This window comes from Stenotrophomonas sp. STEN046, assembly GCF_056759755.1.
Map to the genome: position 1 here is coordinate 1 of NZ_JBRRDR010000054.1, position 20,174 is coordinate 20,174.

The 20,174-nt window shown below is 66.9% G+C and carries 21 protein-coding genes; 6 read left to right on the forward strand and 15 right to left on the reverse strand.

All coding sequences use genetic code 11. The features are described 5' to 3' along the window. Positions 1 to 114 precede the first annotated feature (114 nt). The 5 genes from ACVOLJ_RS18645 to ACVOLJ_RS18665 all read right to left on the reverse strand — a co-directional run bounded on the left by ACVOLJ_RS18645 (position 115) and on the right by ACVOLJ_RS18665 (position 4,829). Positions 115 to 510, reverse strand: a complete 396-nt coding sequence (locus tag ACVOLJ_RS18645) for an EF-hand domain-containing protein (RefSeq protein ID WP_481564796.1) — start codon at positions 508 to 510, stop codon at positions 115 to 117. 55 nt (positions 511 to 565) lie between these two features. Beyond that, on the reverse strand, positions 566 to 1,633 hold the full coding sequence (gene rlmM, locus ACVOLJ_RS18650) for a 23S rRNA (cytidine(2498)-2'-O)-methyltransferase RlmM (protein ID WP_475279173.1): 1,068 nt from the start codon (positions 1,631 to 1,633) through the stop codon (positions 566 to 568). Next, a complete protein-coding gene (locus ACVOLJ_RS18655) occupies positions 1,617 to 2,177 on the reverse strand; it encodes a nucleoside deaminase (RefSeq protein ID WP_475279172.1) in 561 nt (186 codons plus the stop codon). The genes rlmM and ACVOLJ_RS18655 overlap by 17 nt, the downstream gene beginning before the upstream one ends. Positions 2,178 to 2,274: 97 nt before the next feature. Further along, the gene (locus tag ACVOLJ_RS18660; RefSeq protein WP_481564797.1) at positions 2,275 to 3,000 is read right to left on the reverse strand and encodes a DUF6348 family protein; all 726 of its coding nucleotides are present in this window, start codon (positions 2,998 to 3,000) and stop codon (positions 2,275 to 2,277) included. A gap of 80 nt (positions 3,001 to 3,080) precedes the next feature. Then, positions 3,081 to 4,829, reverse strand: a complete 1,749-nt coding sequence (locus tag ACVOLJ_RS18665; RefSeq protein WP_481564798.1) for a glutamine--tRNA ligase/YqeY domain fusion protein — start codon at positions 4,827 to 4,829, stop codon at positions 3,081 to 3,083. Positions 4,830 to 5,023: 194 nt separating this feature from the next. Between ACVOLJ_RS18665 and ACVOLJ_RS18670 the strand changes: the two genes are divergently transcribed. Next, the gene (locus ACVOLJ_RS18670) at positions 5,024 to 5,287 is read left to right on the forward strand and encodes a putative signal transducing protein (RefSeq protein ID WP_046987838.1); all 264 of its coding nucleotides are present in this window, start codon (positions 5,024 to 5,026) and stop codon (positions 5,285 to 5,287) included. A 30-nt stretch (positions 5,288 to 5,317) separates the two neighbouring features. Then, positions 5,318 to 5,983, forward strand: a complete 666-nt coding sequence (msrA, locus tag ACVOLJ_RS18675; RefSeq protein ID WP_475279523.1) for a peptide-methionine (S)-S-oxide reductase MsrA — start codon at positions 5,318 to 5,320, stop codon at positions 5,981 to 5,983. A gap of 564 nt (positions 5,984 to 6,547) precedes the next feature. Here the strand turns inward: msrA and ACVOLJ_RS18680 are convergent. The 5 genes from ACVOLJ_RS18680 to ahpC all read right to left on the reverse strand — a co-directional run bounded on the left by ACVOLJ_RS18680 (position 6,548) and on the right by ahpC (position 11,509). After that, complete coding sequence (locus ACVOLJ_RS18680; RefSeq protein WP_475279169.1) at positions 6,548 to 7,504, reverse strand: transaldolase; 957 nt, start codon at positions 7,502 to 7,504, stop codon at positions 6,548 to 6,550. Positions 7,505 to 7,563: 59 nt separating this feature from the next. Then, on the reverse strand, positions 7,564 to 7,968 hold the full coding sequence (rnk, locus tag ACVOLJ_RS18685) for a nucleoside diphosphate kinase regulator (protein WP_475279168.1): 405 nt from the start codon (positions 7,966 to 7,968) through the stop codon (positions 7,564 to 7,566). Positions 7,969 to 8,091: 123 nt separating this feature from the next. Beyond that, positions 8,092 to 9,057 carry a LysR substrate-binding domain-containing protein gene (locus ACVOLJ_RS18690; RefSeq protein ID WP_475279167.1) on the reverse strand — a complete coding sequence of 322 codons (966 nt, stop codon included), beginning with the start codon at positions 9,055 to 9,057 and terminating at the stop codon, positions 8,092 to 8,094. A 79-nt stretch (positions 9,058 to 9,136) separates the two neighbouring features. Then, a complete protein-coding gene (gene ahpF / locus ACVOLJ_RS18695) occupies positions 9,137 to 10,729 on the reverse strand; it encodes an alkyl hydroperoxide reductase subunit F (protein ID WP_475279166.1) in 1,593 nt (530 codons plus the stop codon). A 216-nt stretch (positions 10,730 to 10,945) separates the two neighbouring features. Further along, entirely contained in the window at positions 10,946 to 11,509 is a 564-nt protein-coding gene (gene ahpC, locus ACVOLJ_RS18700; RefSeq protein ID WP_004144811.1) for an alkyl hydroperoxide reductase subunit C, read from the reverse strand. Positions 11,510 to 11,842: 333 nt separating this feature from the next. On the opposite strand from ahpC, the gene prmC reads away from it, so the two are divergent. Together prmC and pip are read left to right on the forward strand one after the other, a co-directional pair. Next, complete coding sequence (prmC, locus tag ACVOLJ_RS18705; RefSeq protein WP_475279165.1) at positions 11,843 to 12,700, forward strand: peptide chain release factor N(5)-glutamine methyltransferase; 858 nt, start codon at positions 11,843 to 11,845, stop codon at positions 12,698 to 12,700. Between the two features lie 49 nt (positions 12,701 to 12,749). Then, the gene (pip, locus tag ACVOLJ_RS18710) at positions 12,750 to 13,691 is read left to right on the forward strand and encodes a prolyl aminopeptidase (RefSeq protein WP_475279164.1); all 942 of its coding nucleotides are present in this window, start codon (positions 12,750 to 12,752) and stop codon (positions 13,689 to 13,691) included. Positions 13,692 to 13,846: 155 nt separating this feature from the next. Here the strand turns inward: pip and ACVOLJ_RS18715 are convergent, their stop codons facing one another. After that, positions 13,847 to 14,746: a LysR family transcriptional regulator gene (locus tag ACVOLJ_RS18715; RefSeq protein WP_481564799.1), complete on the reverse strand. Its 900-nt coding sequence runs from the start codon at positions 14,744 to 14,746 to the stop codon at positions 13,847 to 13,849. 90 nt (positions 14,747 to 14,836) lie between these two features. Between ACVOLJ_RS18715 and ACVOLJ_RS18720 the strand changes: the two genes are divergently transcribed. Both ACVOLJ_RS18720 and ACVOLJ_RS18725 read left to right on the forward strand, forming a co-directional pair. Further along, positions 14,837 to 16,258 carry an MFS transporter gene (locus tag ACVOLJ_RS18720; protein WP_481564800.1) on the forward strand — a complete coding sequence of 474 codons (1,422 nt, stop codon included), beginning with the start codon at positions 14,837 to 14,839 and terminating at the stop codon, positions 16,256 to 16,258. Beyond that, positions 16,255 to 16,926 (forward strand): DUF7716 domain-containing protein, encoded by a 672-nt coding sequence (locus tag ACVOLJ_RS18725; RefSeq protein WP_481564801.1) that lies wholly within the window; start codon positions 16,255 to 16,257, stop codon positions 16,924 to 16,926. Before ACVOLJ_RS18720 ends, ACVOLJ_RS18725 begins: the two co-directional genes overlap by 4 nt. Before the next feature lie 66 nt (positions 16,927 to 16,992). Here the strand turns inward: ACVOLJ_RS18725 and ACVOLJ_RS18730 are convergent, their stop codons facing one another. The 4 genes from ACVOLJ_RS18730 to ACVOLJ_RS18745 are packed head-to-tail and all read right to left on the reverse strand — an operon-like array spanning position 16,993 to position 19,859. Beyond that, positions 16,993 to 17,790, reverse strand: coding sequence for an N-formylglutamate amidohydrolase (locus ACVOLJ_RS18730; protein WP_481564802.1), 798 nt, complete (start codon positions 17,788 to 17,790; stop codon positions 16,993 to 16,995). After that, positions 17,783 to 18,337: an NUDIX hydrolase gene (locus ACVOLJ_RS18735; protein WP_475279159.1), complete on the reverse strand. Its 555-nt coding sequence runs from the start codon at positions 18,335 to 18,337 to the stop codon at positions 17,783 to 17,785. Before ACVOLJ_RS18735 ends, ACVOLJ_RS18730 begins: the two co-directional genes overlap by 8 nt. Beyond that, entirely contained in the window at positions 18,334 to 19,281 is a 948-nt protein-coding gene (locus ACVOLJ_RS18740; protein ID WP_481564803.1) for a 5'-3' exonuclease, read from the reverse strand. Before ACVOLJ_RS18740 ends, ACVOLJ_RS18735 begins: the two co-directional genes overlap by 4 nt. Continuing rightward, positions 19,278 to 19,859, reverse strand: a complete 582-nt coding sequence (locus ACVOLJ_RS18745; protein WP_475279157.1) for a nitroreductase family protein — start codon at positions 19,857 to 19,859, stop codon at positions 19,278 to 19,280. The genes ACVOLJ_RS18740 and ACVOLJ_RS18745 overlap by 4 nt, the downstream gene beginning before the upstream one ends. Between the last annotated feature and the right edge of the window lie 315 nt (positions 19,860 to 20,174).

Sequence of the window (20,174 nt, forward strand, 5' to 3'; positions counted from 1 at the left end):
CACCCCCCCCGGGGCGGGGCCCGCCCGCCGGGTCCCGCCCCGGGCCCCCCCCGGGCTGCCCCCGGCGGTGCCCCCCCCCCCGCGCGGCGCGGCCCCGCCGCTACCGGAATCGGATCAATCGATCAGCCAACCGGCCAGGTCGGCACGGTCCAGCTTGCCGCGTCGCTTTACGTCCAACGCGGTGAATTCATCGGCCAACGCCGGGTTGGCCTGCGCTTCCTCACGGCTGATGAAGCCATCACCATTCAGATCCAGCGCTGCGAAGTGGATGCGGTACTGGCCGACCACGCTGCTGGGTTCCAGCGAACGCACGATGACCTGGGCCTCGCCGGCCGGCTGTGCAAGTTCGACGCTGCCGGTGACCTGGCCAGCGGCCAGCGGTTGCTGGCGGATCGCGCCACCGGTCGGGCCCAGCGGCTTGCTCTGCGCCGGGGTATGCGGCAACGACTGGGCCAATGCCGGAGCGGCGGCCAGCAGCGCGATCAGCAATGGAATCGTTCGATGTCGCATGCATTCTCCCTCCTTGCTCGGTAGCGCCGGGCCATGCCCGGCGCTGGGCGGTGCCTCAACGCAGCGGCGAGGCCAGCACCGTAATCTCTTCACGGTCGTGGTAGAGCTGCTTGGCACGCACCACCAGCGGCTTGCCAGCCTGCTCCTGGAACAGGTCCAGGCACAGCCGGGTCTCATCCCAGCGCTTCTTCATCGGCAGCTTCAGGTTGAAGATCGCGTGCCTGCACCAGCCCTCGCGGAACCAGGTCGCCATGCGCTCGGCAACACGACGTGGCTGCTCGACCATGTCGCAGACCATCCAGTCCAGCGGCTGTTCCGGGTGCCAGTGGAAGCCATCGGCGCGCAGGTGTTCAACCAGCCCCGTGTCCAGCACGTGCTGGCGCAGGGGGCCGTTGTCGATGCTCAACACGTGCACATGCTGGCGGGTCAGCACCCAGGTCCAGCCACCCGGTGCCGCGCCCAGGTCTGCGGCGCGCATGCCGGGGCGTACCAGCGCCTCGCGTTCTTCCGGGGCCAACAGGGTCAGCAGCGCCTCGTCCAGTTTCAGTGCCGAACGCGAAGGCGCATCGGGCAGCAGCTTCAGGCGCGGGATGCCCAGCGCCCACGGTGCGCTGTCGGCCGGGTCGGCCACGCACACGAACGCGTGCGTGCCGTCGACGAACACCACATGCAGGCGCGGCAGGCGTGCGTTGGGCTTGTCGCTGAGCTTGCCGGCTTTGCGCAGCGCAGGGCGCAGTGCGTTGCCAAAGGCGCGGGCCAGCCCGGACAGCGGCTTGCCGGCGTCCGAATCGGGGTGCTCCACCCACAGGTCGCCGAAGCGCGGCGCATCGGCCAGCACCTCCAGTATCGGGGTGATGCGATCAGTCGGATCCAGCTGCGGAAGCTCGGCCAGCACCACCAGTTTCTGCCGGGCGAAGATCAGCTCGCGCCACCGCAGGCGCGGCGCCAACGCCGCGGCCTCGTCGCACATGAAAAGCACGAAGCCATCGTTGCGCTGGGTGCGCGCGTAACCGGCAAAGCCCGCTTCGCCTGCACGGAACTGCAGCTCTCCGGCCAGCTCGGGCTCGAAACCCTGCCGGCACAGGCACAGCAGGCCGATGCCGGCCTCAGTAACGGGCGCCATCGCTTTCCCCATAGGCGCGCAACACGCTGCGCGCGTCATCGCGGTTCAAGCCCTGCACCACTTCAATGCCACGCTTGTTGAGCTCGCCCACCCAGTCGGCCGGCAGCGGGCCTTCGTCGAACGGGGTCAGCTCCTCCACATCGGCCGAACTGGCACCGATCAACAGGCGGTCGATGCCGGCCCACACGGTGGCGCCGTAGCACTGGCAACACGGCTGCGAACTGGTGGCCAGGGTGACCGGCGACAGCACCGCGTTCAGGCGCGGGGTCTGCAGGCGCTGCTGGGCCAGCATGTAGGCCATGTTCTCAGCGTGTGCCAGCGACGTGGAATGCGGCATCACCCGGTTCACACCGGCGGCGATCACCTTGTCGTCCGGGCCGAACACCACGGCACCGAAGGGGCCACCACTGGCGTGGTCGACATTCAGCCGCGACAGCTCGATCGCCAGCGCGACCTTGGCCTCATCACCGGGATATCGACGATCCAGGTCGATCTGGTCGTGGATCCAGGCGGGAAGGGTCAGGTGGACTTGCGCGTACAGCATCGCGGGGGTGCCTCGTGTGGGATGAAAGGGAACAGGTGCAGCAGATATCGGCGCGCAGTGTAGCGGCACCGGCATGTACGGGGTGTACGTGCCGGGCTCAGCCGGGTGTGCCGGTGCGGATCACCACGTACTGCTTGCGGAATTCAAGGCCCGCCTGCGGCCAGCTTTCGGCATAGGCCCGCAGCAGCGGCAGGGCGGCGGCGAAATCGTGCCCGTTGACCCGGCAGTCGGCCTCGCACAGGCCGTTCTCGTCGCGCGAGGCGAACAGGCGGATGGCGAGCAACTGCCGTGCCTTCAACAGTTCGTCGAATGCATCGATGCTGCGGGTGAACAGGCAGCAGGGGCAGGAGCCGTGGTCGTCTTCACTGCAGGCGGCGGCCGGGTCCAGCTCACGGGCACGGTAGTGCGCCAGCGGTCCCAGCACGACGGTGCGTTCATGCTCGGTGCCGGCGTCATCGGTGGGATAGCTCAGGCCCATCATCGTCAGTTCCGGAGCACCTTCAGCGCCGATGGCAGCATGCAGGGTCGCCAGATCCACGCGCACCCAGGTCTGGAAACCAGACTGCAGGGACGCCTGCTCATCGGCGCCGTTGGCGTGCTGGTACTCGAACAGTCCGCCCGGGAACAGATCCGGATGCCGGACCTCGATGACGGTGGACGTCTGCCAACCGCCGTTGCTGCGTTCGTTGGCGGCGACCGCGTGCGGGGTCAGGTACAGGCCGCTGGCCAGTACCAGCGCATCACCCTCGAGGCGCGAAGCGAAGTCATGGTCCAGCAGCACCTGCTGCAGCAGCCGATGCAGTGCGGGGGAAACAGGGGGCATGGCAAGCGCCTCGGTCGGATGCAGGACGGGCGCGCTGCCCGGTGGGACGAGCGGGCGCCGTACCGGCGCCCGCCCAGGTTTCAGGCCGACCAGGTGTCGCGCAGGGTCACGCTGCGGTTGAACACCGGCGTGGCCTCGCTGTGATCGCGGCGGTCAGCGACGAAGTAGCCGGTACGTTCAAACTGGAACGACTGCTCCGGGGCGGCGCCGGCCGCGGCCGGCTCGACATAGCCGGTAACGGTGCGGCGCGATTCCGGGTTGAGGTAATCGCGGTAGGTCTTGCCGTCGGTCTCGTCGTCCGGGTTCGGCACCGAGAACAGGCGGTCGTACAGGCGGATCTCGGTCGGCACGCCATGCACGGCGCTGACCCAGTGGATGGTGCCCTTGACCTTGCGGTTGGCGCCTTCCATGCCCGGGCGCGATTCCGGATCCAGCCAGCCGCGCAGTTCGGTGATGGTGCCGTCGGCATCCTTGATCACTTCATCGCAGCGGATGATGCCGGCGCCGCGCAGGCGCACTTCGCCACCCGGCACCAGGCGCTTCCAGCCCTTGGGCGGCACTTCGGCGAAGTCCTCGCGGTCGATCCACACCTCGCGTGCGAACGGGACCTGGCGGGAACCGAAGCTCTCGTCCTTGGGGTGGTTGCTGAAGGTCAACTGCTCTTCGTGGCCTTCCGGCAGGTTGGTCAGCACCAGCTTGACCGGGTCGATCACGGCCATGCGGCGCGGCGCGGCGCCGTCGAGGTCTTCGCGAAGCGCGCCTTCCAGCACGCTGAAATCGATCAGCGAATTCTGCTTGCTGATGCCCACGCGCTCTGCGAACAGGCGCATCGCGGCCGGGGTGTAGCCACGGCGACGCAGGCCCTGCAGGGTCGGCATGCGCGGGTCTTCCCAGCCGTCCACCAGCTGTTCGGTGACCAGCGCCATCAGCTTGCGCTTGCTCATCACCGTGTAGTTGATGTTCAGGCGCGAGAATTCGATCTGGCGCGGCTTGGCCGCTTCGCGCGGCAGGCCGGCATCGACCAGCGGCTGGGTCAGCGCAGCGTCATGGGCGAAATCGACGTTGTCCACGCACCAGTCATACAGCGGGCGATGGTCTTCGAATTCCAGCGTGCACAGCGAGTGGGTGATGCCCTCGATCGAATCGCCCAGCGCGTGGGCGAAGTCGTACATCGGGTAGATCGGCCACGCGTTGCCGGTGTTCTGGTGTTCGACGTGCTTGATGCGGTACAGCGCCGGATCGCGCAGGTTGATGTTGCCGCTGGCCATGTCGATCTTGGCGCGCACGGTGCGCGCGCCATCGGGGAACTCACCGGCACGCATGCGGCGGAACAGGTCGAGGTTTTCCTCCACGCTGCGCTCGCGCCACGGCGACGGGCGGCCCGGCTCGGTCAGGGTGCCGCGATAGGCGCGCACTTCCTCGGCCGACAGGTCGCACACATACGCCTTGCCGTCGGCGATCAGCTTCTCGGCAGCCAGGTAATAGGCCTGGAAGTAATCGGAGGCATGGCGCAGCTCGTTCCACTCAAAGCCCAGCCAGCGCACGTCATCCTGGATGGCGGCCACGTATTCCGGGTCTTCCTTGGCCGGATTGGTGTCGTCGAAGCGCAGGTTGCAGACGCCGCTGAACTCACCGGCGATGCCGAAGTTGAGGCAGATCGACTTGGCATGACCGATGTGCAGGTAGCCGTTGGGCTCGGGCGGGAAACGGGTCTTGATCGCCTGGTGCTTTCCGCTGGCCAGGTCCTCGCGCACGATCTGGCGGATGAAATCGCGCTTCTCGTGGCTGTCGGCGGGGGTCTCGGGGCTGGCGGGGATGTGCTCTGACATGAGTCGGCGAAAGAAAGGCAGAAAGATTGCCAGTCTAACGCGTACGGGGCAGGGCTGCCCGGTGGCGTTCGGGGTTGCCGGCCAGCGGCCGGCACTACCCCACCGTCTGGTAGCGACGGGCCATGCGCGGCGAGCACAGCGCCACCATTCAGCCCCCGGGCGTATGCTGGAATCCTGCCCCGAGGAGCCGCCCCATGCACATCGTGTACAAGGCCGACAACCTGTTTGACGCCCATCTGGTCAAGCACGCGCTGGAGGATGCCGGTATTCCGGCCTTCGTGTTCGGCGAGTCGCTGCTGGGCGGCATGGGCGAGCTGCCGCTGTTCGGCGTGCTGCGGGTGGGCATCCCCGACGCGGCACGGCCGCAGGCCGAGGACATCGTGGCCGCGCTGGACTTGGGCCACGCACCGGACGACCCCATTTCAGATGCAGACGACATTGCCGGCCTTCCGGCGTAGGAGCGCATCATGTTGGGAATTGGACAGGGCATCCTTGGCATTGGTGCCTTCAAGCAGCGCCTGCCGCGCGCTGAGGAAGCGCTGCCGGGCCGTGCACAGGCGCTGCCGCTGCACAGCAACCAGCACTTCGTGAACAGCCATCCGCTGAAGGACCGTTTCGCCGGCCTGCAGCAGATCCGCTTCGCGCTGGGCTGTTTCTGGGGCGCCGAGCGCAAGTTCTGGACCGAGCCGGGCGTGTACAGCACCTCGGTCGGCTATGCCGGCGGCATTACCCCGAACCCGACCTATGAAGAAGTCTGCTCTGGGCTGACCGGGCACACCGAAGTGGTGCAGGTGGTGTTCGACCCGGCGGTGGTGAGCCTGCAACGGCTGCTGCAGTTGTTCTGGGAGAGCCACGACCCGACCCAGGGCATGCGCCAGGGCAACGACACCGGCACCCAGTACCGTTCGGCGATCCATGCCACCGACGAGGCCCAGTACACGGCCGCGCTGGCCAGCCGCGAGGCTTACCAGGCCCAGCTGGATGCGGCGGGCCTGGGGCCGATCACCACCGAGATCGTGTACCCCGCGCCGGAGTACTACTACGCCGAGGACTACCACCAGCAGTACCTGGCGAAGAACCCGAACGGTTACTGCGGCATCGGGGGCACCGGCGTGAGCTGCCCGATCGGATTGGATGTGGAGGTGCCGCGCTGACGCGCGGTGGTCCGCCGGCGGCGGGCAGAAGCCAAAGCCAAAGCCAAAGCGGCTCTGGGTTGCTGTGAGTTTGGCGGGACGGGTTGGGTTGTCGGGGGACGCCGTGAATCCATCCCTGGAGGCTTGTGAGCGCCATCCATGGCGCTCGCACCCCCGCCAACCCAACCCGTCCCACCCCGGACAATTTCCCGGTGACGGTGGCAAGAGCATGGGTTACTGACGAACTGATGGAAAACAAAAAGGACGCGGCCTTCGCCGCGTCCTTTTTGTTTGATTCTGCATGCTTCCTGTAGAGCCGAGCCATGCTCGGCTTCGAGCAAGCGAAGCGCGCGACCCGCTGTTGCTCTTCTTTCTTTCTTCCGTGGCGGGCGGCCACAGGAAACTGTCAGAGGGCGGGTGGGTTGGGTTCGCAGGAGTGTCCGCCGCATGGATGCGGCGGCCAAGCCTCCAGGGACGGATTCACGGCGTCTCCCGCGAACCCAACCCCCCCCCCCCCGCCCGGCGATTGCTTAAATCAATTAGCGACCAACCCCCCCCCACCAGGGGCTCAGCCGTTGGCCGCAATCACAGTGCCGAACGAATGCGCTCGCGCAACGCTTCCAGATCCTTGGCGAAGGCATCGATACCGGTCGCCAGCTTCTCGGTCGCCATCGGATCGGCCGCCAGGTCTGCGGCAAATTTCGCCGCATCGATCGGGCTCACTGCCACACCATCAGCCGCAGCGGCCACCAGCTTGCGCGGCAGCTCGCCGTGGTCGGCGTCCAGCTTCTCCAGCAGGTCCGGCGAAATGGTCAGGCGGTCGCAGCCGGCCAGCGCTTCGATCTGCGCGGTTGAACGGAAGGAGGCGCCCATCACCACCGTCGGCGAGCCACGGCGCTTGAATTCGGCATACACGCCGCGCACGAACACAACACCCGGGTCTTCATCGATGCTGGCCGGGGTCTGGCCGTTGGCCACGTACCAGTCGAGGATGCGGCCGACGAAGGGCGAAATCAGGAATGCGCCGGCTTCGCTGCAGGCCAGCGCCTGGGTCGGGTTGAAGATCAGGGTCAGGTTGCAGTCGATGCCTTCGGCCTGCAGCACGCGCGCGGCTTCCACGCCTTCCCAGGTCGCGGCGATCTTGATCAGGATCTTCTCGCGCGGCACGCCGGCATCGGCGTACATCTGGATGAACTGGCGCGCCTTGGCCACGGTCGCGGCGGTGTCGTGCGCCTGGTCGGCATCGACCTCGGTGGACACGCGGCCCGGTACCAGCGTGCTCAGCAGTGCGCCGACGCCGATGGTCAGGCGATCGGCCACGGCATGCACCACGGCTTCGCGGTCGCCGGACTGCTGGCGGCCCCAGGCCAGTTCACGCTCGATCAGTTCCGCATAGACCGGCAGGTCCAGCGCCTTCTTCACCAGGGTCGGATTGGTGGTGCAGTCCACCGGCTGCAGGCGCTTGATCGCCTCGTAGTCACCGGTATCGGCAACGACCACGGACAGTTCGCGCAGCTGGGACAGTTTGGACGGGGTACTCATTACGGCTCCTGGTGCAGGGAATTGCAGGGGAACTGATCGCGCGCAATGCGCGGCGGTAATCAGGATCGGTCGTTGTGGACCGCACTCACGCGCAGGCGCAGCTTGCGGCCGCCGGGCGCGGTCCAGTCGATGCTCTGGCCAACGGCCAGGCCCAGCAGGGCACTGCCCACCGGTGCCAGCACGGACACCTTGCCTTCATCGACATTGGCTTCGCGGGGGAAGACCAGGGTCAGGACGTGCTTTTCGCCCGACACTTCATCTTCGCACTCCACGCGCGAATGCATCATGACGATGCCTTCGGGAATCTGGTCCACCGGCACCACGTTGGCCCGGTTGAGTTCATCGGCGAGCGCACGCGCGGCCGGTGTCTGGTTGTTTGCCGGAGACTCGAGCATGGCGTCCAGGCGGTCCATGTCGAGGGTTGAAACGGTGATCGACGGCGGCAGGCCGCTGGCGGTGTTCATGGTGACGCTCCTTGGTTGAAAGCCATGCAAAAGGCGGCACCTGCTGGCGCCGCCTGACTGTATTGTGGGGACAAATGCGGCCGGAATCGACTCCCGGCGGTTGCAGTGCCCGGTTGCGGTGTCTCAGCCGTTCAGCACCGGCGCGGACGGGGCGGGGGCATCGTTGATCGGGGCTGCCAGGGCTTCCAGCGTAAACAGTGCCTGCGGCAGGCCCTTGAACTGGTTGGCAAGCTCCATCAGGAACCCGTTCATCGCTGAACTGCGACGCCAGACCATGGCAATACGACGGCTGGGACGGCCTTCGCCGATGAAATCGAGCAGGCGGATGTTGTTCGAACGTGGCACCGGCGGCTGCACCGACAGGCTCGGCAGCAGGGTGATGCCAACGTCGGCGGCAACCATCTGGCGCAGCGTTTCCAGGCTGGTGGCGCGGAATTCGGATTTTTCGTTGGCGCCGAACAGGCGGCAGACTTCCAGCGCCTGGTCACGCAGGCAGTGGCCATCTTCCAGCAGCAGGAGCTTCTGCGTGGCCAGTTCCTGCACGTCCAGATGCTCACGCCCGGCCAGCGGGTGGCGGCCTGACACGGCCAGCAGGAAGGGTTCCTCGAACAGGAATTCGGGATGCAGCTGGTCGTCCACTACGGGCAGGGCCAACAGCGCTGCATCGAGCTTGCCCTCGCGCAGGCGCTCCAGCAGGACATCGCTCTTTTCTTCGACCAGCAGCAGTTCCAGTTCGGGAAAACGCGAGCGGATGCGCGGAATCACATGCGGCAACAGGTACGGCCCCAGGGTCGGGAAGATCCCCAGGCGCACGGTGCCGGCTTCCGGATCGCGGCTGCGGCGCGCCGCTTCCTTCAACTGCTCCACCTCGGCCACGATCACCCGTGCCCGCGCGGCTGCTTCCTGCCCGGCGGGGGTCAGCATCACCTTGCGTGGCGCGCGTTCCACCAGCGGCAGGCCCAGTTCCTCTTCCAGCTTGCGGATCTGGGTCGACAGCGTGGGTTGGCTGACGAAACAGGAGGCGGCGGCCCGGCCGAAGTGCTTGTGATCGGCCAGGGCCACCAGGTATTTCAGGTCACGCAGGTTCATCCTTAGACCTCTCGGGGTAATCGACCGGCATGGCTTACCCAGCAGGCTAATGGCGCCCCGATGGACCGGGAACGTTGAATCAGGCAGCTTCGGCCACCGCACCGCTGCTCTTGGGAACAGACGAGCGGATCAGGTGGTCGAAGGCGCTCAGCGCGGCAGTCGAGCCGGCGCCCATGGCGATGATGATCTGCTTGTAGGGTACCGTCGTGCAATCACCTGCGGCGAATACACCCGGCAGGCTGGTCTGCCCGCGGTCATCGATGACGATCTCGCCGCGCGGGGAAAGTGCCACGGTGTCCTTCAACCATTCGGTGTTGGGCAGCAGGCCGATCTGCACGAAAATGCCTTCCAGTTCGACGCGATGGGAATCGCCACCGACGCGGTCCTTGTAGACCAGGCCGTTGACCCGGCTGCCGTCGCCCAGCACTTCGGTGGTCTGTGCGTTGGTCAGGACGGTGACGTTGGCCAGGCTGCGCAGCTTCTTCTGCAGCACTTCATCGGCGCGCAGGCTGGCATCGAATTCCAACAGCGTTACATGCGACACGATGCCGGCCAGGTCGATGGCCGCCTCGACGCCGGAATTGCCGCCGCCGATCACCGCCACGCGCTTGCCCTTGAACAGCGGGCCATCGCAGTGCGGGCAGTAGGCCACGCCCTTGTTGCGGTACTGGTCTTCGCCCGGCACGTTCATCTGCCGCCAGCGCGCGCCGGTGGACAGGATCACCGAACGCGACTTCAGCACCGCGCCGTTCTCCAGCTGCACCTGCACCAGGCCGTCTTCACCGGCCGGCACCAGCGCGCTGGCGCGCTGCAGGTCCATGATGTCCACCTCGTACTCGCGGACGTGCTGTTCCAGCGCTGCGGCCAGTTTCGGGCCTTCGGTTTCCTTCACCGAGATGAAGTTCTCGATCGCCATGGTGTCCAGCACCTGGCCACCGAAACGCTCGGCGGCGATACCGGTGCGGATGCCCTTGCGTGCAGCGTAGATCGCGGCCGCAGCGCCGGCCGGGCCACCGCCCACCACCAGCACGTCGAAGGCGTCCTTGGCGGCGATCTTCTCGGCATCGCGCTTGCTGGCGTTGGTGTCCAGCTTGGCCACGATCTGTTCCAGGGTCATGCGGCCCTGGTCGAACACCGCACCGTTCAGGTACACCGTCGGCACCGACATGATCTCGCGCTTCTCGACTTCGTCCTGGAACAGGGCGCCGTCGATGGCCACATGCTGGATGCGCGGGTTGAGCACCGCGGCCAGGTTCAGCGCCTGCACCACGTCCGGGCAGTTCTGGCAGGACAGCGAGAAGTACGTTTCAAAGCGGTAGTCGCCTTCCAGGTTCTGCACCTGCTCGATCAGCTCGGCGGTGGCCTTGGACGGATGGCCACCGACCTGCAGCAGCGCCAGCACCAGCGAGGTGAACTCGTGGCCCATCGGCAGGCCGGCGAACGTCAGGTGGATGTCCTGGCCCGGGGTGCCCAGGTCGAAGGAGGGCACGCGGCCCTGGCCATCGCGCACCACCTGCAGCGAGATCTTGTCCGACAGGCCGTCCAGGGTCTGCAGCAGTTCCAGCATTTCCTGCGACTTGGCGCCATCGTCGGCGTGCGCGGTGATCTGGATCGGGCGGGTCACGCGCTCCAGATAGGTCTTCAGCTGCGACTGCAGGTTGGCATCCAACATGGTCTTCTCCTGGCTTCAGGCAAAACGGGAGCGTGGCACCGCTGTAGAAGGTAGCGGACCAGCAGGGGGTAGGGGTGAACCCAAGAGGGCAGCGCGGACCTGTGGAAGGGGCGATGCGGGCGCGGCCGTCTTGGGTTCACCCCCACGCCGGCGGGGGGACCGGCACGGGGATGAAGGGCGTGCCGTGGCGTGGGGCCACGGCAGCCCGGTAGCGCTTTAGATCTTGCCGACCAGGTCCAGCGACGGGGTCAGGGTCTTTTCGCCTTCCTTCCACTTGGCCGGGCACACCTGGTTCGGGTTGGCGGCGGTGAACTGGGCAGCCTTCAGCTTGCGCAGGGTCTCGGACACGTCACGGGCGATCTCGTTGGAGTGGATCTCCAGGGTCTTGATCACGCCTTCCGGGTTGATGATGAAGGTGCCGCGCAGGGCCAGGCCTTCTTCCGGAATGTGCACGCCGAAGGCGTTGGTCAGCTGGTGGGTCGGATCGCCGACCAGCGGGAACTGGGCCTTGCCGACAGCCGGCGAGGTTTCGTGCCACACCTTGTGCGAGAAGTGGGTGTCGGTGGTGACGATGTAGACCTCGGCGCCGGCCTTCTTGAATTCGGCGTAATGGTCAGCGGCGTCTTCGATCTCGGTCGGGCAGTTGAAGGTGAACGCTGCCGGCATGAAGATCAGGACCGACCACTGGCCCTTCAGGGTGCTGTCGGAAACCTTGATGAACTCGCCATTCAGGTAAGCGTTGGCTTCGAACGGCTGGATCTGGGTGTTGATCAGGGACATCGTTTTTCCTCTGGGTGAAGGGGGTGGGTGAATCGACAGGAGCTAGGTTACCGGCTCGCTTGCGATAAAGACAATGCATTGATTTCATCAATTCAATAGATGCAATCTATCAAAAAGGAATGAGCCAGCGATGAATATCGCGCGATCCATCCTGCAACTGATTGTATGACAAGGAAAATCTTGCGGAACGGCTGAATGCGGCCAATAGTTCCTCCTTATCCAGTGCGATCCAGTGCGACGAAACCTGAACAGATTCCAGCGCTGTGCAGCGCCGAGCCTGTGCCCGGCTGCCTCTGGAACGGCCGAGCGTGGGCTCGGCTCTACAATTGCGGAATGTCCTTCAAATCCGAACCCGCGCTGCGCCAGGTCGTGACCGACGCCAGTGCCCGCCTGGGCGGCATCGATGCCCGCCACGAGGCCGAACTGCTGCTGTTGCACGTGCTGCAACGCCCGCGCAGCTGGCTGTTCGCGCATGCCACCGATCCGCTGCCGGCTGCCGATCTGGCTGCCTTCGAGGCGCTGCTGGCCCGCCGCGTGGCCGGTGAGCCGGTTGCCTACCTGACCGGCCGTCGTGGCTTCTGGACCCTGGACCTGGACGTGGACCCGGCAACGCTGATCCCGCGGCCGGAAACCGAGCTGCTGGTGGAACTGGCGCTGGAACGCCTGCCGCAGGAGTGCGCGCTGCAGGTGGCCGATCTCGGCACCGGCAGTGGTGCGATCGCCCTGGCCGTGGCCAGCGAGCGCCCGCTGGCCCAGGTATTGGCCACCGACGCCAGCGCCGCTGCATTGGCGGTAGCGGCACGCAACGCCCTGCGCAATGCGCTGGGCAACGTGCGTTTCGCCGAGGGAGGGCACGACTGGTATGCGCCGCTGCAGGGCGCACGCTTCGACCTGATCGCCAGCAACCCACCGTACATCGCCAGCGACGACCCGCATCTGCAACAGGGTGACCTGCGCTTCGAACCGGCCACCGCACTGGCATCGGGCGTGGATGGGCTGGATGACATCCGCCGGATAGTCGCCGGCGGCATCGCGCACCTGCAGCCCGGTGGCTGGCTGTTGATCGAGCATGGTTGGGACCAGGGCGGGGCGATCCGCGCGCTGTTCGAGGCGGCCGCTTTCAGCCAGGTGCAGACCTGGCAGGATCTGGAGCAGCGTGACCGGGTCACCCTGGGCCAGCGACCGGCCTAGAATGGAGGTTCTCCTGCCACAGGCAGGGCACCATCACGGAGCTGCAAGCATGCGTACGCTGTACCCCGCCATCACCCCTTATGACGTCGGCACCCTGAAGGTCGACGACCGCCACACGCTGTACTTCGAACAGTGCGGCAATCCGGATGGCAAGCCGGTGGTGATGCTGCACGGTGGTCCCGGTGGCGGCTGCAGCGACAAGATGCGCCAGTTCCACGACCCGGCCAAGTACCGCATCATCCTGTTCGACCAGCGCGGCGCCGGGCGTTCCACGCCGCATGCCGACCTGGTGGACAACACCACCTGGGACCTCGTCGCCGATATCGAAAAGCTGCGTGAGCATCTGAAGGTTGATCGCTGGCAGGTGTTCGGCGGCAGCTGGGGCTCGACCCTGGCGCTGGCCTACGCCGAAACCCACCCGCAGCGCGTGACCGAACTGGTCCTGCGCGGCATCTTCATGCTGCGCCGCTGGGAGCTGGAATGGTTCTACCAGGAAGGCGCCAACCGCCTGTTCCCGGATGCGTGGGAGCACTACCTGAAGCCGATCCCGGCGGTTGAGCGCCACGACCTGATCTCGGCCTTCCATCGCCGGCTGACCAGCGAAGATGAAGCAACCCGGCTGGACGCAGCCAAGGCCTGGGCGGTGTGGGAAGGTGCGACCAGCTTCCTGCATGTCGATGATGACTTCATCAACAGCCATGAAGACCCGCACTTCGCGCTGGCCTTCGCACGCATCGAGAACCACTACTTCGTCAACGGTGGCTTCTTCGAAGTGGAAGACCAGCTGCTGCGCGACGCGCACCGCATCGCCGACATCCCCGGCGTGATCGTGCACGGCCGCTACGACGTGGTCTGCCCGCTGGCCAACGCCTGGGACCTGACCAAGGCATGGCCGAAAGCGAAGCTGGAAATCACGCCGGCGTCGGGACATTCGGCGTTCGAAGCCGAGAACGTTGACGCGCTGGTGCGCGCGACGGATAGCTTTGCCTGATTGAGGGTAGTGCCGGCCGCTGGCCGGCAACGCTGGATTGGTAGCGCCGGGCCATGCCCGGCGGCATTCCGTCCCGCCGCCGCGCCGCGGCTCGCCGGGCACGGCCCGGCGCTACCAGACCCAGCTCCGGAACGTCATCCACGCATGGCGCGGATCTACCAGTCGCCGGCCAGCAACGCGTCGGCCAGCACCTGCAGTTTGGGTGAATGCTGCCGTGAGGGGGGATGGATCAACGACAGCGCCCGGGTGCGGCCTTCGAACGGTTGCAGCACCCGTTGCAGGCGGCCATCTGCCAACGCGTCGGCGACCGCGAAATCCATCACCTGCACGATGCCGATGCCAGCGATGGCCGCTTCCACCAGCGGATCGCCGCAGTCGAACACCATCCGCGTGGGCGGGGTGAACTCACGCAGCTGGCCGTCCTGCAGGAACTGCCAGTCGACCAGCCGGCCGCTGCGCAGGTTGCGTACGGCCAGGCATGCGTGAGCCTGCAGTGCGGCCACGTCGGCCGGTGCGCCGTGCCGGGCCAGGTAGTCCGGGCTGGCAACGGTCACCCAGCGCAGCGGCCGCAACGGCCGCGCGATGATGCGCTGGTCGGCGATGGTACCGGTGCGCAACGCCGCATCGAAGCCTTCCTCGACCAGATCGACCAGACGGTCGCTGAGCACCGCTTCCACCTGCAACTGTGGATGGCGCGCGAGCAGCGGTGCCAGCAGTGGCACCAGCACCCTGCGCCCGAACATCGACGGCGCGCTGATCTTCAGCGTGCCTGAGGGCATGCACGGTCGGTCGGCCAGCTGCCGCTCGGCATCTTCCAGTCCGGACAGCAATGGCGTGACCTGTTCGACGAACTGCTGGCCATCGGGCGTCAGCGCCACGTTGCGGGTGTTCCGCTGCAGCAGTTTCACCCCCAGCATCGCTTCAAGCCGGCTGATGGCACGCGACAGTCCCGATTGGCTCAGGCCGAGCTGGCCGGCGGCGACAGTGAAACTGCGGGCTTCGGCCACCTGCACCAGCATGCGGACTGCGTTGAGGTCGATCGAGGATCCATTCATGCAAAAAATCATGACAGATATAGTGGTGAAGGGGTTTATTGATTGCGCCGCATGAATGAGACTGCCGTCCCCCCTCAAGCCGGCTGCCGCATGCCTCCCCTCAAACATCCGCGCTGGGCGCTGGCCCTGCTGGCCACCGCGCAGCTGATCATCGCCCTGGATGCCACCATCATCTTTGTCGCCCTGCATGACATGGGGCGCGCGCTGCAGATCAACGCGCAGCAGCTGCAATGGGTGGTGAGTGCCTACACGGTGGCCTCCGGCGGCAGCCTGCTGCTGGGCGGGCGCGCTGCCGATCTGCTTGGCCGCCGCCGCTTCTACCGGCTGGGGATGCTGCTGTTCGCACTCGCTTCGCTGCTGGGGGCGCTGGCGCCCAATGCCACACTGCTGATCGTCGCCCGGGCCGCGCAGGGTGTCGGTGCGGCGTTGTTGTTTCCGGCCACGCTGGCCTTGATCAACACGCTGTATGCCGAGGGCCCGGTGCGCAACCGTGCCCTGGCGATCTGGAGCATGGCCAGCGCGGTCGGGCTGGCGCTGGGCACGTTGCTGGGGGGCGTGCTGACGCAGGCATTCGGCTGGCCGGCGGTACTGGCGGTGATCGTGCCGTTGGCTACCGCCTGTGCCGCTGCGGCCGGGGCCTGGTTGCCCGCTGACGGCCCACGTGTGCGCGGCCGTTCCTTCGATCTGGCCGGCTGCCTCACCGTCACCGTCGGCGGCAGCCTGCTGGTAACCACCCTGGTGCAGGGCCCGGAATGGGGCTGGACCGCGCCGGCCACGCTCATCTGCCTGCTGCTGTCAGCCGTACTGCTGACGGTGTTCGTGCAGATCGAAAAACGCAGCCGCGACCCGCTGATGCAGTTCGCGCTGCTGCGCCTGCCCGGCCTGCGCGCGGCACTTGGCCTGACCTTCGCGTTCATGAGCAGCTACGGCGTGCAGTACTACTTCCTGGCGCTGTACTTCCAGGATGGTTACGGATGGAGCCCGCTGCAGGCGGGGCTGGCGTTCCTGCTGCCGACGGTGGTGTGCACCTTCGGCATCCGCATCGCCGAACGCATGCTGCACCGTCGCTCACCGCGGCAGGTGCTGGCCTGGGGCTTCGCGGCGGGCGCGGTGGGCATCGCAGGCGTCGCAGTGGCGATGCCGCAGGGCGCCAGCTACTGGCCGTTGCTGCCGGGGATCGTGGTGCTCAGCATCGGCCAGGGCATGAGCTGGACGGCGATGTGGATCGTCGCCGGGCAGGGCGTGCCGGGGCCGCAGCAGGGCGTGGCCTCGGGCATGGCCGCCACCGCGCAGCAGATTGGCGGTGCATTGGGCCTGGCGGTGCTGGTGATGGTGGCCAATGCAGCGCGTGGCGCGCAGGCGGCGACCAGTGCGGATGCGCTGCAGGGCATGGTCAACGCGCAGTACGGTGCGGCGTTGTTCGCGGCACTCGGTGTGGTCATCGCGCTGGGCCTGCGTCCGGCGGCACCGGTAGACTGCCGGTCCCGCCCGGACCTGGCCAACGAAGCATGATCGAGCTGCTGGACCTGCAACAGACCCTGCGCGCCTTTGCCGACTGCAACGACGACGACGTGGTGTATGCGTCTTTCGGCTGGGTGCACGCCACCGACGGTGACCTGCTGCAGGCGCGCTTCTGGTTGCCGCCCGACGAGGAGACCGCCTTCGACGATGACAGTGAGGTGCCTTCTGCGGCGCGCGCGCTGGGTCTGTCCACCTACCTGGAGCCGGCAACCTTCGCCGACGTGCTCGACGTGCAGAAGCGGCAGCGTCCGCTGTCCACCCTGGCCGAGTACGCGCAGGCGCTGGCGTACTACCACGAGTACGACGCGTTCCAGCAGGTCGATGGCATCGACGAGGCACTGGGCGAAGCGGGTGCTGAGGAACAGGCGGCTGCGCGCGGCGCCGGTGTAGGTACGGGCATCTTCGCGTCCTTCGATCTGATGCTGGGCGCGTGTCCCGAGGCACAGGTCAAAGCCGTGGCCCAGCGCGTGGCGCACGTGCTGGAAATCCCGGTAGGCGAAGCATTGGCGCGCTGCCGCTCATTGCCGTTGACGCTCGGTGAAGGGCTGGATCGCAACCGTGCGCAGGCGATCAAGGATGACTTCGCCGCCATTGGCGCGACGCTGCAGGTGCGCCCCTTCAAGCCCTTCCCGTGGATGGATGCGCCAACGTTGCGATGATCCGGTGGCGCCGGGCCATGCCCGGCGCTGCCTTTTCCAGTAGATCCACGCCATGCGTGGATGGGGTCATCCGAACGCCAACAACTCCGGCTGCAACGCGCTGAAGATCCGCGCCAACCTTTCGGCCCAGGCCTGCTGCCCGGCCGCATCGGCGATCAGATCCTGGCGGATTTCCAGCTCCACGTGCGCCAGGCCGCGACCTTCGCCATGCACCGGCACCGCGTAGTCGCTGCTGCTGTTGACCGAATACGGTTCGTTGTCGCCCACTACCAGGTCGCCTTCTTCGCGCAGCGCGTGCAGCAGTGCGTGGGCAAAGCGTGTGTCCTGGTGGTACAGCACGCCGGCGTGCCAGGGGCGCTGCACATCATTCATCGCCGGGGTGAAACTGTGCATCATCACCAGCAGCGTGGGCCGCGCGGCATCGCGGCGCGCATCCAGTTCCGCATCGATGCGGGCGTGGTAGGGCGCGTGGATGGCATCAATGCGCTGCTGCCGCTGGGCCGGTGACAATCCGGCATTGCCCGGCACCACGGTGTGATCGCTGACCTCGGGGATCAGGGTGGGTGAGGCAAGTGGCCGGTTGCAGTCGATCAGCAGCCGCGAATAGGTCTGCTCGATGGCCCATGCATCCAACAGGCCGGCCAATGCGCGCGTGGTGCCTGCAATGCCGATGTCCCAGCCGATATGGCGGTCCAGCTCGGCCTGCGGCAACCCAAGATCGCCCAGCGCACGCGGCAGCTGCTGGCCGGCATGGTCGGCCAGCAGCAGGAACGGCGAGGCGCCCTGCGGCCGATGGATCGTGTACAGCGCCGGATCGTGGGCGTCGAGCAGGGCCGGCAGCGGGTGCAGGCCGGCGTCAGCCACGGGGCCGCCCGTCCAGGTGGTGCTCGATCATCCACAGCCCGGCCCACAGCTTGGCATCGGCCTGGTAGCCCTCGGCCATCTTCTGCACCAGCCATGCCGCCGCCTGCGTGCGCGGAATCTCGTGCACGGTGATGTCCTCGCTGTCATCGCCGCCACCTTCGCCGATACGGCGCAGGCCGGTGGCACGGACGAAGGCGATCTTCTCGCTGCTGGCGCCGGAAGAGGTCGGGCCGATCATCAGCACTTCGGCGTGCTCGGCGGTCCAGCCGGTCTCTTCTTCAAGTTCGCGCACGGCGGAGACTTCAATCGACTCACCGGCATCGATATCGCCGACCAGCCCGGCCGGCATCTCGATGGTGGGCGCCTGCAGCGGTACCCGGAACTGTTCAACGAACAGCACGTTGTCTTCGGGGGTGACGGCGATGATGATCGCGGCCAGGCCACCGGCGTGGGTGCGCTCGCTGTATTCCCAGGTGCCGCGCACGACCATGCGCTGGTATTTGCCTTCGTAGACGACACGCGGTGCTTCTGTGTTGCGCTGGCTCATGCGGGCTCGCCGGAACTGGAGAAAGAGGGAGTGGAAACGGGCTCGGAAACGCCGGCCGCGCTGAACAGGCGGCGACGGGTCATCGGGCCGAAGCGCAGGGTCTGGCACAGGCCGCCCAGCAGCTCGGGGTCCGCCGCCAGACGCGGCATGCCCGGCTGGCAGCCCTCCAGCGGCGCATCCAGGGCGATGGTGGTCAACTGGCGCCACAACTGCGCATGCTCGCGCTGCTCGCGCAGGCGTACCGCCATCTGGGCGGCGCCGCGCAGGCGCAGGAAGGGCACTTCGTCCAGGCGTTCGTACAGTACGTCCATGCTGCCGAAATGGGCCAGCAGCACGGCTGCCGATTTGGCCCCGACACCGCTGATGCCCGGAATGTTGTCGACCGCATCACCGCACAGCGCCAGGTAGTCGGCGATCTGGTGCGCGTGCACGCCATGCCGCGCTTTCACCCCGGCCACGTCCCAGCGCTGGTTGCGGGCGTAATCCCACTGCTCGTCGTGGTCGAGCAGCAGCTGCGAGAGATCCTTGTCGGCGGAGATGATCACTCCGCGATGACTGTGCCGGTGCTCGTGCAGGGCACTGCCGATCAGATCGTCGGCCTCGTAATCGTGGTGTGCCAGCACCGACAGGCCCAACGCTGCGCACAGGGCCTTGCAGTGCACGAACTGGCGTTTGAGCGCTTCCGGTGCCGGGTCGCGATTGGCTTTGTAGGCCGGGTACAGGCGATGGCGGAAGCCGCTGTCGAGCGCTTCGTCGAAAGCGATGGCGATGTGCTGTGGGCGCTCGCGCTCCAGCAGGTCCAGCAGGAAACGGGCGAAGCCATGCACCGCGTTGGTCGGCCAGCCCTGGCTGTCCTGGAATTCGTCCGGCAGCGAATGCCAGGCACGGAACACATAGATGCTGGCGTCGACCAGGTACAGCGAAGGGGGAACCGCCAGGCTCATGCCGGCGGGGTCCAGTCACGCAGCAGCGTCATCGGGTCCGGGCGCTCGCGCTCGGGCACGTCCGCCCTGGGGGTGCCGATATGGATGAAGCCGGCGATGCCTTCGCCCTCTGACAGCCCCAGATGGGCCTGCACAGCCGGGTCGAAGGCCATCCAGGCGGTCAGCCACTGCGCGCCGAAGCCCAGTGCCTGTGCCGCCTGCAGCAAGGCAAAGCACACGCAGCCGGCAGTCATCAGCTGTTCCTGGGCGGGCACCTTCGGATCCGGGCGTGGGCTGGCCACCACCACGATCACCAGCGGGGCGTGACTGAAGCGCTGGCGGTCCTTCTCGAAAACGGCGTCGCCGGCATGCGGGTCGCGCTGGCGGCTGCGCTCGGCCAGGAAGTCGCCAAGAGTGTGACGTGCATCGCCGGCGATCTTCAGGAACCGGAACGGCACGCGCTTGCCGTGGTCGGGCACGCGCACCGCCGATGCCAGCATCCGCTGCAGGGTGGCCGGGTCCGGCCCGGGTTCACCCAGTTGCCGCGAGGGCACCGAGCGGCGGGCATCCAGGGCTAGCAGGGCGGCAGGGTCTGGCATGGAGTATGAACCGGTCGTCACGGGTCGCTGATTATAGTCGGGGCGGTAGCTGACGCCGTTTGTGTCGCGTCAGACCCCTGAATAGCAAACTGTGATGAACATCATGCCACTGGCGGTTCACGGAGCACCGCTTCCCCTCGCCTCGCAGGCCCCGCACGGCTTACGATACGAGGTACTGCCGGGCCGCCGGTCATGAGGTTTGAAGTGAGGACTGTTTCACTGTCCGTGATGGGCTGGCCGGCCTACCATCGAGGGACCGGTACATGGGGTGTACCGGCCTTCGCGATGTCCATGTTGTCTGTCGCACCAGAGAAG

What these genes read in the sequence shown, in the direction of transcription:
- ACVOLJ_RS18690 (WP_475279167.1), bottom strand. Translation starts at nt 9,057, where the DNA reads ATGAACCTGCGTGACCTGAAATACCTGGTGGCCCTGGCCGATCACAAG.
- ACVOLJ_RS18665 (WP_481564798.1), bottom strand. Translation starts at nt 4,829, where the DNA reads ATGTCAGAGCACATCCCCGCCAGCCCCGAGACCCCCGCCGACAGCCAC.
- ahpF (WP_475279166.1), bottom strand. Translation starts at nt 10,729, where the DNA reads ATGTTGGATGCCAACCTGCAGTCGCAGCTGAAGACCTATCTGGAGCGC.
- ACVOLJ_RS18720 (WP_481564800.1), top strand. Translation starts at nt 14,837, where the DNA reads ATGCCTCCCCTCAAACATCCGCGCTGGGCGCTGGCCCTGCTGGCCACC.
- ACVOLJ_RS18655 (WP_475279172.1), bottom strand. Translation starts at nt 2,177, where the DNA reads ATGCTGTACGCGCAAGTCCACCTGACCCTTCCCGCCTGGATCCACGAC.
- rlmM (WP_475279173.1), bottom strand. Translation starts at nt 1,633, where the DNA reads ATGGCGCCCGTTACTGAGGCCGGCATCGGCCTGCTGTGCCTGTGCCGG.
- ACVOLJ_RS18660 (WP_481564797.1), bottom strand. Translation starts at nt 3,000, where the DNA reads ATGCCCCCTGTTTCCCCCGCACTGCATCGGCTGCTGCAGCAGGTGCTG.
- ahpC (WP_004144811.1), bottom strand. Translation starts at nt 11,509, where the DNA reads ATGTCCCTGATCAACACCCAGATCCAGCCGTTCGAAGCCAACGCTTAC.
- ACVOLJ_RS18680 (WP_475279169.1), bottom strand. Translation starts at nt 7,504, where the DNA reads ATGAGTACCCCGTCCAAACTGTCCCAGCTGCGCGAACTGTCCGTGGTC.
- prmC (WP_475279165.1), top strand. Translation starts at nt 11,843, where the DNA reads ATGTCCTTCAAATCCGAACCCGCGCTGCGCCAGGTCGTGACCGACGCC.
- ACVOLJ_RS18645 (WP_481564796.1), bottom strand. Translation starts at nt 510, where the DNA reads ATGCGACATCGAACGATTCCATTGCTGATCGCGCTGCTGGCCGCCGCT.
- ACVOLJ_RS18725 (WP_481564801.1), top strand. Translation starts at nt 16,255, where the DNA reads ATGATCGAGCTGCTGGACCTGCAACAGACCCTGCGCGCCTTTGCCGAC.
- pip (WP_475279164.1), top strand. Translation starts at nt 12,750, where the DNA reads ATGCGTACGCTGTACCCCGCCATCACCCCTTATGACGTCGGCACCCTG.
- ACVOLJ_RS18740 (WP_481564803.1), bottom strand. Translation starts at nt 19,281, where the DNA reads ATGAGCCTGGCGGTTCCCCCTTCGCTGTACCTGGTCGACGCCAGCATC.
- ACVOLJ_RS18670 (WP_046987838.1), top strand. Translation starts at nt 5,024, where the DNA reads ATGCACATCGTGTACAAGGCCGACAACCTGTTTGACGCCCATCTGGTC.
- ACVOLJ_RS18715 (WP_481564799.1), bottom strand. Translation starts at nt 14,746, where the DNA reads ATGAATGGATCCTCGATCGACCTCAACGCAGTCCGCATGCTGGTGCAG.
- rnk (WP_475279168.1), bottom strand. Translation starts at nt 7,968, where the DNA reads ATGAACACCGCCAGCGGCCTGCCGCCGTCGATCACCGTTTCAACCCTC.
- ACVOLJ_RS18735 (WP_475279159.1), bottom strand. Translation starts at nt 18,337, where the DNA reads ATGAGCCAGCGCAACACAGAAGCACCGCGTGTCGTCTACGAAGGCAAA.
- ACVOLJ_RS18745 (WP_475279157.1), bottom strand. Translation starts at nt 19,859, where the DNA reads ATGCCAGACCCTGCCGCCCTGCTAGCCCTGGATGCCCGCCGCTCGGTG.